This window comes from Paraburkholderia sp. FW306-02-B (genome assembly GCF_058782725.1).
Genome location: NZ_JBYSXZ010000002.1, coordinates 2,797,513 through 2,810,209, shown reverse-complemented (window position 1 = coordinate 2,810,209; position 12,697 = coordinate 2,797,513). Strand labels below are relative to the sequence as shown.

The 12,697-nt window shown below is 58.2% G+C and carries 7 protein-coding genes; 2 read left to right on the top strand and 5 right to left on the bottom strand.

Annotated elements, in window-relative coordinates; all coding sequences use genetic code 11:
* Positions 1-566: 566 nt before the first annotated feature.
* Positions 567-1,679 (bottom strand): substrate-binding protein, encoded by a 1,113-nt coding sequence (locus tag AC3WOG_RS33895; protein ID WP_492582085.1) that lies wholly within the window; start codon positions 1,677-1,679, stop codon positions 567-569.
* Positions 1,680-3,054: 1,375 nt separating this feature from the next.
* Between AC3WOG_RS33895 and AC3WOG_RS33890 the strand changes: the two genes are divergently transcribed.
* Positions 3,055-4,707, top strand: a complete 1,653-nt coding sequence (locus tag AC3WOG_RS33890) for an FAD-dependent oxidoreductase (protein ID WP_492582084.1) — start codon at positions 3,055-3,057, stop codon at positions 4,705-4,707.
* A 480-nt stretch (positions 4,708-5,187) separates the two neighbouring features.
* On the top strand, positions 5,188-6,345 hold the full coding sequence (locus AC3WOG_RS33885; RefSeq protein ID WP_492582083.1) for a pyridoxal phosphate-dependent aminotransferase: 1,158 nt from the start codon (positions 5,188-5,190) through the stop codon (positions 6,343-6,345).
* A 116-nt stretch (positions 6,346-6,461) separates the two neighbouring features.
* Here AC3WOG_RS33885 and AC3WOG_RS33880 read toward each other — a convergent pair whose 3' ends face one another.
* The 4 genes from AC3WOG_RS33880 to AC3WOG_RS33865 all read right to left on the bottom strand — a co-directional run bounded on the left by AC3WOG_RS33880 (position 6,462) and on the right by AC3WOG_RS33865 (position 12,113).
* Positions 6,462-6,947: a RidA family protein gene (locus AC3WOG_RS33880; protein ID WP_492582082.1), complete on the bottom strand. Its 486-nt coding sequence runs from the start codon at positions 6,945-6,947 to the stop codon at positions 6,462-6,464.
* Positions 6,948-7,147: 200 nt separating this feature from the next.
* The gene (locus tag AC3WOG_RS33875; RefSeq protein ID WP_492582081.1) at positions 7,148-7,507 is read right to left on the bottom strand and encodes a cupin domain-containing protein; all 360 of its coding nucleotides are present in this window, start codon (positions 7,505-7,507) and stop codon (positions 7,148-7,150) included.
* A 769-nt stretch (positions 7,508-8,276) separates the two neighbouring features.
* Positions 8,277-9,548: a hypothetical protein gene (locus AC3WOG_RS33870; RefSeq protein ID WP_492582080.1), complete on the bottom strand. Its 1,272-nt coding sequence runs from the start codon at positions 9,546-9,548 to the stop codon at positions 8,277-8,279.
* 1,299 nt (positions 9,549-10,847) lie between these two features.
* A complete protein-coding gene (locus AC3WOG_RS33865; RefSeq protein ID WP_492582079.1) occupies positions 10,848-12,113 on the bottom strand; it encodes a leucine-rich repeat domain-containing protein in 1,266 nt (421 codons plus the stop codon).
* Between the last annotated feature and the right edge of the window lie 584 nt (positions 12,114-12,697).

Genomic DNA, 12,697 nt, shown 5'->3' with positions numbered 1-12,697 from the left:
TGAACGGTTAGTGCCTAACGGGACCCGGATGCTGCGTAGTGTCTGCTTCTACGCTCGTCGCGGCTTTGGCTGACGTTCGTTTGCGCGGACTGGGCTTCGTGGTTGCCGGCGGTTCTGTCGTTGCTATTTGTGATGCCTCTGCTAGAAGGCGCGCAGCACGGTTCGCGGTGATGCGGCTTTGAGGGATGCCCTTCGCATCGAGTGCGATCACCTGGTACAGCTCACGGTCACAGTCGAGCGCCTGCCGATATTGCTCCAAGCCGTGACGCCACAAAGCTGCCGCTGACGCAGGGCGAACGTTTTCGATCGGCGGCTTAAGGTGAAGGTGCCGAACGCGTGCAACCGGCCATCTCCTGCCATTCGCCTAGGAGCTCAGACGGACATTCAAACGTCCGGTGCACTTAGGCAGCGGACGTTCCCCTCGCGCTAAAGTTCCTCGCGCCCTATACCGGTGGCGTGGGCGTTTTTCCCGGTCTGATCCTGCGGTCGCCGCGTGAATCAGTTCCTAAAATGGGCGCCACGCCTTCCAGTCACCGGATCAATTCTCAGTAGCCCTTTTGAATTGCCTACTCTATGCCTTGCATGCACTCCTTCGGATCAATGACCCCAAGGCTCTTGACGATCCTGAAACTACCATTTTTTGCCTGGGCAATGTACATATTCATTCGAACGTGATGCTGACCGGGAACCATTTCAGCTGGACCACCCGGTCCCTCAGCGATCTTTGCGTGGTCTAGTGCCTTAAGGACATCTTCCTGCCTTAGCGAACCTGCCTCATTCACAGCAGCCTCCCAGAGCCTCAGGCCTCGGTACATGCCTGAACACGCACTGCCAGCAGTGAACTTGGCATTGCCTGGATAGAGCTTGTCGTACTGATCGATCAATGTCCTGCTGAAGGAATCGCTGACGTTTTGGTAGTAATCGAGGCAACTGTACAGACCCTCCACGTGTGCGGCTGGCACCAAGTTCAGGAAGTTCTCGTCGAAATACGTGCAGACTATGTATCCACCTCGCTTCGTAAAGCCAGAGTCGTAAAGCTGCTCGAGGAATGGCGTGAGCCCAGGAGGCACGATCGTATTGAATACCACCTGCGCACCGCTGGACGTGATCTTGTCAATAGTCTTGCTGTAGTCAGTGTGATCGAGGGGAAAGTACTCCTCTCCGACTATCGCGCCACCGTTGGCCGTGACAACTTGACGAACCTTCTTATTCATCGTGTGTGGCCAAATATAGTCAGCTGACGGCAAGTAGAATTTCTTCGCACCCGTTTCTTGCATCAACCACGGCATGAAAGGTTCAACCTGCTGCGCTGGCACCGGGCCGGTACAGAAGATGAGCGGGTCACATTCCTGTCCCTCGTATTGCTCTGGGTAAATGTAAGGCTTCTTGCCATTCACTACAGCGGACCGCTTGATAGCCTGCCTCGTGGAGCTATAAATGCCACCGAAGATCACATCGACTTGATCTTGCAGGACGAGCTTGGCAGCTTTGGCTTCCGCTACGCTATCTGTAGTTGCGCTGTCCTCAAGGTACAGATCTATCTGCCGCCCCAACAAGCCACCCTTTGCATTGATGTCGTTAATTACCATCTTGGCCACATTTGCATTGGCGATACCCATGAACGAGAGTGCACCCGTCTGGTCCGTGACTACTCCCACCTTGATGGATGATTCGTTCATGGCGTTCTCTCCTCTCGGAACTGGCTATTGGTGAATGAGCGCTGGCTTTCGAACGGTGTACTCGCACATGTGTTGGCGTGGCCTGACATATCTCTCGTCTTTGGGAAGCATGCTCACCCATACCAGCCTGCGCTTCAGTTCCTTGGGATGTCGGCTGTGACGGCGTTCTGTAACCATAGCTGCTCTTCCTCGCACCCAACCAGCATAGGTCAATTCAGGGTTGGCTTCCTCTCCAGCGGACGGGGTTCAATTCACGCGAACCGTCAACACGCGTAAATTTCACCTGAGGTCCGCTATTTCCCTTCGGGTCTAGCCCCACGCGCTGCTCAAATACTGCCGTATCATGTTTCATGACGCGCGGGCGATCCACCCGGGAACGCCGCGAATTTCGCTGCGTTGCCTCAAATTCACCACCACGCACCGGTTACCCTATGTCTTATCGTTTTCCACGGGAGATGCGGGAAACCCTTCCCTGTCAGAGGCGCATCAGGCTCTAAAACGCCACTACGGCTGCGAGACCGGGTTCTAGCCACCGAGTGGCTATCCATAGCGGATCCTCGCCAAGACTTGGGCACTCCGGCGACTGTCCGGACAGGCCGGTGGTCTGCCGAGTGACTCGAAGGGATAAATGACCGCTACCCCTGAAAGCGGCCGATGACGTGGCGCCTGGTCCAGCGTCCGGAGCAGGTCGAAAGTACGCATTCGCTAGCGGTGGGACCGCTCATTCGCGACCGCCGACCTTCGAAGGTCAGGGAAGCGACCCGTAGCCGCCTGACCAACGCCGATACTTGAATGACCGCAAAGGCCGATGAAGGAGCGTTTGTCTTTGTCAATCGGATGGCCGGTTACGGGGTGAAGCCGACGCTTGAACGTCCGAGGGACGACGCATGCGAACGGCGGCTCCTGGCCGGTTGCACCCGCTGAGATATGACGCCAAAAAGCTGCCGCTGGCTCAGGGCGAATGTTTTCGACCGGCGGCTTACGGCGAAGTGGCTGAACGCGTACAGTCGGCCAGGAGCCGTCATTCGTGTCGTGAGGCACAAAGCGGACCTCCGACCTCGGTTGCCTCGGAGGAGCGGCGAACGCTATCGCCGCGCTTAGACCGGGGAACTGGCTCCAGCGAATAAACATTCGCATCCGAAAGTCATATACTGGCTCGGTCTGCCTGCTGTCTATCGCGCAGCTGTGGTATGCGTTCGCATAACTATTCGAGCGGTATTGGTGCACTCGGTGCGGGAAGACTAACGGTGTTGTGCCCGCCTCGGATCGAACGCCAGGGGCTGAGCCGTCTGCTTGCGCATGTTCTTTTGGCCAGGCGGGCGACGTGAAACCAAGTGGACCGAGCTTCACCTCACTTGCCTGTTTGGACGAAGCCATGCTGACAATCGACGACATCCGGGCGATTCCACTGTTTTCAACACTCCCTGACGACGAACTGGAACATCTCGCGCACACGTGCGCAGACCTGCATCTGAGCGCGGGTGAGTTCGCGGTCCATGAAGGTGGAGAGCGCGCACTGTACGCCGTTGTGTCCGGCAAGATGGAAGTCATCAAGACGTTCGACGGTATCGAGCGCACGCTGGGCTGGCGTCTGCCCGGAACCATCTTTGGCGAAGTGCCGCTCGCGCTGAGTTCGCCGTTTCCAGGTGCCTATCGGGCCGCGGAGCCGTCGCGTGTCATGCGCGTGGACGCTCAGCGTTACTACGTACTTGCTGCGGCGTCGCCGGAAATTGCGTTCAAGATGGGTGCCCTTGCGCGCGAGCGCATTGGCGGACTGCAGGGCCTCTCCGCCGAGCCGCCCAAGGCCCGCGTGACCATGATTGGAAGTCGCTGGGACACCGCTTGTACCGCGTTGCGCCAGTTCCTCGCCCGCAACCAGATCAGCTACGACTGGATGACACCGGATGCGCCCGAAGTGACGGCGCGCTGGCCTGGAACCTGCCCGCCTGAGCAGGATTGCCCGGCATTGCGACTGGTCGACGGGACGGTGCTGAGCCGACCTACGACACGAGAGCTTGCGGAGTTGCTGGGTCTGCAGACACAGCCTCGCCTCGCCGAATACGACACGATGATCATTGGTGGCGGGCCGGCCGGTCTCGCGGCGGCAGTGTACGGTGCGTCGGAAGGCTTGCGTACTGTGGTGCTGGAGCGCGAAGCGCCAGGCGGGCAGGCCGGGACCTCGTCGCGTATTGAGAATTACCTCGGCTTCCCCAACGGCGTGTCGGGCGACGAACTGGCGAGCCGTGCACTGCAGCAGGCAAGGCGGCTCGGTGCAGAGATTCTGGTGACACGGTCTGTCGCTCGAATCGATGTCGCCGGCCGTAGCGTTCACCTCGACGGAGGCGGCGTCATCCGGGCGCGAACGATCATTCTCGCGACTGGCGTCACGTGGCGCCGCCTCGCGATCGACGGCTTCGACCGCTTTATCGGTAAAGGCATTTACTACGGCGCGTCACGCAGCGAAGCGAACGCTACTCACGGCCTCGACGTCTATCTGATCGGTGGTGGAAACTCGGCCGGCCAGGCAGCGTTGTACTTTGCCAATCATGCGCGCATGGTTACGCTTGTCCTGCGAGGCGATTCGCTGGAGAAGAGCATGTCCCGCTACCTCGTCGAACAGCTTCGTGGGAAGTCAAACGTAGGGGTGCAACTGCGATCGGAAGTAGTCGGTGCGCACGGCGATACCCATCTGACAGCGATCGACGTACGCGATGGATTGAGCGCAGAGATGCGTCGACACGACTGTGGTGGATTGTTCGTGTTCATTGGCGCCGATGCAGAGACTGAGTGGTTGCCGGAGGAAATCGCACGCGATGTGCGCGGATATGTTCTCACCGGCGACGACGTCGTCAAGGCGGGACGCTGGTCCCATAGCCGGGATCCCTACCTCCTCGAATCGAGTGTTCCTGGCGTGTTTGCCTGTGGGGATGTGAGATTGAGCCCGGTCAAGCGCGTCGCTTCAGCGGTCGGCGAAGGCAGCATGGCGATCGCGTTCGCCCACAAATATTTGCAGCACGACGCCAGATAGCATTGGGTGCGACAGTGAGGCGTATGGGTGCTTGTTGTAGCGGATTTCGATTGACTTTGAATGTCCGCTTCAATGAATCGGATAGACCGCTATATTGGGTCGGGTTTTGCCATTCGCATGCCGAATCGATCGGGGTCTACGTCGGGCAGCGTTCGGCCACTCTCCGACGTTGGCCCTCGCGTCCGAAAGCGGACACTCAACGCTGGTTTTACCTCGAAGGCAATGTTCGTCGGTGCCACGAGGGGTCTTTCCACGTCTGAGCCGTCCAGAGCCGTCCATAAGACCTGTCCATTCGGGTGCGCCAGCCGAGTGCGCGCTGATCCTTGGTGTGGACGCAGATCAGTCGCCTTTGCAGACCTCCTTCTCGTTGCTCTGGTTGGCGCAGAACTGATAGAAAAGCGCTTGGGATGACGCATGGCAAAACTTGCCATCGGAGGGCTCTCCGACCTTTAATGGATTGGGAAGGACAAGGAGAGCAGCATGGCCGTCACACGCTTGCAGAACATCCCAGGTATCGGGGTTGATAGGATGGCCGAAACCGCGGACTCAATGCACAATACCAGCATTCTTCGGCTCGAGAATCTCGATACTGACCTGAGGCCTCCACCGGCGGCGATCCGGCGCACACACGAGGCAATCGACAACGATGACGCCAACAGCTATTTACCGTTCATGGGTCAGCGTGCGCTGCGTGAAGCCGCGGTCGAACGTATCCGACGCTTTTCCGGCGTCACATACGACCCCGATACCGAGTGCGTCATCTCCGCAGGTGGGCTGGCCGGAATCCTGAATGTCCTGTTATCGACACTCGAAGACGGAGACGAGGTTGTACTGACCGATCCGACCTACGCTGGCTTGATCAATCGCGTGTATCTGGCAGGGGGCGTGCCAAGATTCGCACAACTCGTGCCGGGAATAGACGGATGGCGACTCGACCTGGAGAGCCTGGCGAGCTTGATTAGTCCTCGGACACGGGCCTTGCTCATCATGTCGCCTTCCATGCCGACTGGTTTCGTCGCTTCGCCGGCGGAATGGGCGGCAATTGCGCGCCATTGCGAGCGGGTCGACGCGTGGCTGGTATATGACGCTGCCATGGAGCGCATCCTGTTTGATGGTCGACAGGTCGTCCACCCTGTTTCGCTGCCGGGTATGCGCGAGCGGACCATCACCGTCGGCTCGGTCTCCAAGGAATATCGGATGATCGGTTGGCGAGTCGGCTGGATAGTCGGACCTGCACAGCTTATGGCGGACGTCAGGCTGACCAGTTTGTCGAACGTTGTTTGCCAGGTTGGCATCGCCATGCCAGGGGCAGCAGCTGCACTGGGTGCTGACGACGATGGCGTGGCTGCGGCGACGGCGGAGTGGGAGGCCCGCTGCCAAGCGCTGTTGTCCGCTCTGAGCGATCTCCCCGTGGTTCGCCCGCACGGCGGATGGTCGCTTCTGATCGATACGCAGCAGCTCGGTCTGGCACCGTCGGAAGCTTCCAGGCGCTTGCTGGCGCGAGGTGAGGTGGCCGCCACGCCGATGGACAACTGGGGGCCAAGCGGCAGTCGGTACCTGCGTTTTGTATTCGCAAACGAGCCCGTCCAGCGCCTGGCCGACATTCGCGAGCGGATTCGCAGGTCATGGGACACCTGATCTGCACGGGTACGATGAAAGGCTGCTCGCGAGGCTTCGCTCTGTGCATCGATCAACGCATGTGGGCATCCGCTGATGCGCGACTGCCGTGGCCCAGTACCCTGGCGAGGGGCGCTTCAACTTCCGTCGATCTCGACCTCTGCCTCACAGTTCACTGGCGCGTTGAGCGGGATCATCATACCAATCGATGAGCGGGCATGCATGCCAACGTCGTCGCCATAAAGCTCAAGAATGAGATCGGAGTAGCCGTTAGTCACGCGCGGTGTCTCGTTGAATCCGGGCGCGACATTGACCATTGCAAAGACTCTAAGCCAGGCGGTGATTCGATCCAGGTCGCCGAGCGCTCGCTTCAGACTTCCCAAATGAGCGAGCGCTACGAGCCGGGCTGCTTGATAGCCCTGTTCTGGAGAGACCTCCGCTCCTACCTTCCCGAGTGGCTGTGCCACGGTGCCGTCCGGGTTCTGTGGAATATGCCCCGAGATGAATGCCCGATTCCCTCGGACTCGGACCCACGCGAACGGCATTCGGATGTCTGCCGGCATCCGAAGCGGCAGAGGCAGTACCAGTCCCATTTCTGCAAGCTTGGCTTCAATCCTTGCCACGGTAACCTCCTCGAGTCGTGGTTGCCTTGATGCCGTGCGGCGCAGACGGTTTGCCGCACGCCTAACAAAGAAGGCTGAGTCGTCGACGTTGCCACTGTCCTCGTGCAGCGTCCGCGCCTGCCACCGACCATGGCGACGTCATGTGCCGGATAAAAGAAAGCTTCATCGCCGGCCGGTCGACACATTGCCTGTGAACCGCATCAGGGTACCCGTGCATCCAGATCGGGGTGCATCACGACGCTTTCCTGGGCCGTCGGTTCATTACGCACGCCGATAAAGACCGCCGGTGTCTTGCCGCGATTTACCGCCACGTGCGGAATGCCTGCGGGGATATAGAGATAGTCGCCGCAATGCGCCACGTCGCGGTATTCCAGCGTGTCGCCTGTCCACAGTTCGACCTCGTCTCCGCTCAGCATATAGAACGCCGACTCATGGTGTTCATGGATGTGCGCCCTCGTGCGGCTTTCGGGGGGGATCGTCACCATTCCAAGAAACAGCACTTGCGATCCAACTGTCTCCTGACTGATGCCGGGCGCGTATTCCGAACCCTGCCTGCTCATATAACTGGCAGCCCCAGATACGACGCGTCCGCACCTGTTGTTCGCCATAGTTTCCATTTGATCACCTCCCGAAAACATGAAAAAAGCATATGCCCGTGCGCTGTGGGGCGTCAATCAGGGAGCAATTACGGGTGTTCGGCGAAGCCACGAATGACCGCATGCGCGTAGCCGACGGGCCGCTCCGGGTCGAAAGTACGAATTCGGCTTCCGTGAGACCGGTCATTCGCGACCACCGACCTGCGAATGTCAGGAAAGCGACCTGTAGCCGCCTGACTAACGCCGATACTTGGATGACGGTAATGGCCGATGAACGAGCGTTCGTCCTTTACGATTGGATGGCCGGTTACGGGGCGGAGCCGACGCTTGAACGTCCGACCGACGACGCATGTGAACGGCGGTTTGTGGCCGACTGTACGCGTTCAGTCCCTTCGCCGTAAGCCGCCGGTCGAACACATTCGCCCGACCCCAGCGGCAGCTTTTTGGCGTCATATCTCAGCGGGCGTAACCGGCCATGAGCCGCCATTCGCTTACCCGGTTGCTCGGACACTCAGACGTCGGCTTCGTCCCAGTAAGCGGCCTTTCCATCTGCGAAGGTGAATCTTGCATCGCGGCCAAAGTAGCCGCTCACAGATCGTCACTGGGATGACCGCATTACTGCGCTGCGAATGGGGAAAACGCTTGAACCTTCGGCACCGCCCGTGACACTGTCCATTCCCCGCTCGCACTGCGGGCGGGGATAGTGACGCAAACGCGATCGTCCGCCTGGGGATCAGTTATCGGCATTGCCCGACACGAAACTGGTGAATGCACTGTACGGCGGATTGAGTGCAACGCCATTGGTCATAATGCCGTAGGTATTGTCTCCGCTATCGAGCACGTAATACATCACCGACTGAATGTTGTGTGTTTTCCGCGCCTGATAGAACTTGCCCAGCGTGTTCGTGATGTAACTGGCTCGATATGCCTGAGTGCTCTCCGGTCCGGTGTTCCATTCGGTGATGATGAACGGCACGCCATATCGGGCGTTGCAATACGTAGGCAGGTCGAAACCCGGGCCTGAGCCGTCTATTCCAATGTTGAAGATGTCGCCGTACACCTCGTAGTTGTGCCAGGTCGTGATGTCCCACCGCACCTTCGGATAGCCGCCTGTGCCGTCCGGTTGCATACCGTCCCATAACGCGTCAGCTGCGCCAATGTCCGCGACACAGAAGTTGATACCGCAATTTGCGGACGGCTGAACGGCCTTCACGCCGTCGATCATCCCGCGCATCGCACCGCGCATGATGGGCCAGTTCTGGTTGTTGAAGTCGACCGCTTTGGTGCCTGCGTTGGTGAAGTCGAGGATCGTCGCGTTCTGTCGCGTCAATTCGTTCCCGCACTCGTAGATCGTGACGCCGTATGGCTTGAGCGCATTGGCGACGGTCATGGCAGCCTGCAATCCGCGGTTGTATGCGGCAGACTCGCTGCTGAACAGATTGCCATTGGAATCGTAGACGCCCTGGTTGATCAGCACGAGCAGTGAAATTCCGTTCGACTGGAACGCTTGCGCCAGTTTAACGACCGCATTCACCTGGGCCGGGTCGTCAGTACATCCCACACGATAATTCGTGCAACCCATGCCCTTCAGGATCGATACGAGCTGTACCGGTGTGTACGTATAGTCATAATGCCCGTTCATGCCGTAGAACGTTCCCGCAGTGGCCGCGGTGGTGATTCGTGGGTCATTACATGGCAACCATCCGCCAAGGTCGGTGCAGACGTAGAACTGGCCGCCCGTACCCTTGTGCCAGATCTTTCCGCCGTACCAGAGCAGCAGCGACACACTAAACGTATTGCCCACGGTATTGCCATCGCGATAAATGACACCGTTGACAACCGTCCACACGGCGCCGGAGCTGTCGGTGATCGATGCGGCCGATGGTATGGTGGTACCGCTCGCCGATGCCGCGCTAACCTGGCTGGAGCCCGCGCCACGTGCGGTCAGGATATAACTGCCACCGAGAGCCGTCAGGCAGCCAAGAAAGTGACGTCGTTTAATCATTGCAAATTCGTCCCTGTCGAGAAAGTTCTCGGAAAAAATCCAAATAGATGACTGCTAGAATTTCGGACTAGAAGTACGGCACAAGTGATTTCGCATTACTCAGCAGTCCTGACTGACAATGGCAATTTCCCGCTTGCTCGATACGTGGATAGGGAGAACTGATCCGCCGCCTATCCTTGTGCATTTCGCAAACGTTTCGCCTTTCAGCCGTAAAAGACAGTCCCGGAAATTTGTTCGCGCATGCTCGTCCGACCGGGTAAATAATATCCGCATCGCGAGTTAATTTGCATAAAAATGTGGGGCCATCTTCCAATTAGCGGAGATCTTCTGAATGTTCATTTTTGAAAAGGGAAATCCCGCTTTTTTCTTCGGATCAGTGACAGTCCTGCGCGGCCACATCGGCGAATTTGACCCCACGAGGTAATTATCGGACTTCAGTTCATCACGCAGTACATTGCACTGCCTATATGCACTCGGCTGGTTTAGGGCGGATGCGCAGTGTCCTCTATCAAGGATGTCGTAATTACCGAAAATCAAACCCGCGTTAGATGTTGGAAATCTAGCTTCATTGAGAATATTTTTTCGGATTCGACCCTGGAGGTGCTGCACCAAATACGGGACGACACAGACAGCGCCTCTCCGACTTCCTGATTTAGAACCTTTCGAAATGGGCGTTGCAGAAGAATGGTTCCGCGAGCCGGACAAGCCGTTTTTTCTCACATTCGGCAGATCTCGGTCACTGAATATGCGAAGGCACGTCAGCGGTTGCGGGCCCTAACGAGACGGCCGGGAGGACTCCGGTTATCGTCGTGCGCCGGTGGTGCTTATGAGAAACACATGTATCAACGACTACTTGCGAGGTTCGGAGGCGTTGATTGAAGTACCGTCGGCCCGGCGCGTGGTAGCGACGGCCGCTGCACCTCGGAAGCTGCCATTCGCTTCTCAAATGCTAACGACCGGAGAGGGTCGGGAGTGTGAGTTCGCTGATGCAGGAAGCTGCCGTCTGGCTGCTCGATGCCGCCACCGTCAGCAATCTGCCACATTGCTGACGTAGAACCCAGCCCGCCCCAATGTCAGCAATGGCCGATAAACCGTCTGTCACTTCGCGTCAGTGCTCGGCAGGTCGTCGGCCTTTGCAGCCGTTCGCACTTGACCAATGGCTGCTCGTTGCGAATGACTGCCGTGGCGCCAAGCTCGAGTCTGCGATCGTCCAAATCGATCGCGTTTAACCTCAACTCTGGTAGATAGTGCGGCTATATGAGAGATCGCGTAGTTGCGAGAGCGGAGCAAACGGAATGGTCACCAAACAACTCGAGTGTTTGGTAGGGCCGCCTTGATCTCATCGATGTTCGTGGCTCTGGTGCCATAGAGAACGAGCTCTCGCAGACCAGTCAGGCCTTTCAGTACATCAATGTCCTGGACCGGGGTGTTTGCGAGGTAGAGCTCTTGCAGACCGGTCAAGCCCTTCAGCGCATCGACGTTCCTAACCCTTGTACGGAAGAGATTGAGCATTTGAAGGCCCGTCAGGCCTCTCAGCACATCGATGTTCTCGATCCTGGTGTCGGCGAGATTAAGCCTTCGCATGCCCTTCAGGCTCTTCAACGCATCGATATTCGTAACTTGTGTGCGCGCAAGAACGAGTGTTTCCAACTGGAGCAATCCCTGAGTCGCATCGACGTTCTCGACTTTGGAGCCGTCGAGCACGAGTATTTTCAGGGAGGACATTCCCGTTAGCGAATCGATGTTTCGGACTGGAGTGTTCGCGAGATAGAGCGCTTGCAGATCGTGCAACTTCTTCAACGCATCGATGCTCTCGACCTGGGTCTCGTTGAGATCGAGCGTTTTCAAGGTGGTCAACTGGCTGAGTGGCTCGATGTTCCGGACATTTCTGGCGCCACCCAGTTTGAGTGTTTCCAGGTGAGGCAATTTTTCAAGCGTATCAAGATCCCGAACCTGCGTGTCCCGGAGATCGAGTTGCCGCAGGTCAGTCAAGTCCTTCAGCGCATCGAGGTTCGAGACCCGGGTGTCCCACAGATTGAGCGATTGCAGACCGGTCAGGCCTTTTAGCGCATCGATGTTCTCGACTTCGGTGCGGTGGATCACAAGCTTTTTCAGGGAATGCACTCCCTTGAGCGCGTCGATGTTCCATATGCGGGTGCCCGAGAGGTCCAGAGATTCCAGGCCATCCAGTCCGTTCAGCAACTCGATGTTATCGACCTCGGTGTCTGCCAGACTCAGCTCAAGCCTTAGGTGGAGCTTTCTTAGGTATGGCAACGCGGCGGCAACCTGAGACGCGCTTAACGCCGGCTTTGCCCGCAATGCCAGGCATCCCGACTCAGATGTGATAGCTGGACCGTTACTGTCATTGCAGGCGCCCCTGAAAAATCCCAGGTCGGTCAGCGCCCGTTCATCCCGGTTTTCCTGCAAAGGGTTCAAGACGAGAAACAAGATTCCGAGCAGAAGTGCGATGCCGCCACCAATGGCCCATGGTCCGGCACGACGCCAGACGGATGTGCGCAAGCCTCCCTTAGCTGGCTTTGTGCTTGGGGGTGGGGTTTCGGCCACGACGGACTCCGCTTGTCCAGGATTGCCTCCTTTATACACGAAGAGCGATGCTGTGATTTTCCATCAAGTGAGACCGCGCTCCGACCATACAACACTTCGAGACGAGGCCCGTCATCGACCGGCAAGCGTCGGAGCGGCTGCAGCATCATTCGTCGGCAGCTCGAAATGCAAGATGCACTAAAGCTGAGCTATGCGGAGCTCGAAATCGTGGCTAGCTGCGACGCTCGCCGATCCAGATGGGCGAGCAAAAGCGAAGCCACGTCCGACCGCGCCGGTTTGAATGCGACCCGTGTCGGACACTGGTCGCTATTTTCGTGTCTCCGCGGCTAGCATGGGCTCGCAACAGGTTGATACGCCAATTCGTGCGCGTACGATAACCTTCGTGTGGCATTCATGTCGGCGGCCTTTCGGCCATTGCGGTCATCAGCAGCCCATCGAGTTCCGTGCTCACCGAATGGCTGTCTGGATTGGGGGGCTTTCAGCTTGTTGAGGTGGTGAACAAACGCGCGGGCGTCGTCACGTTGAGGTATCCGCCCGAGGCAACGACGTGGGAGAGCCACCGGCGCGTATAAGGCGGCGCCAGC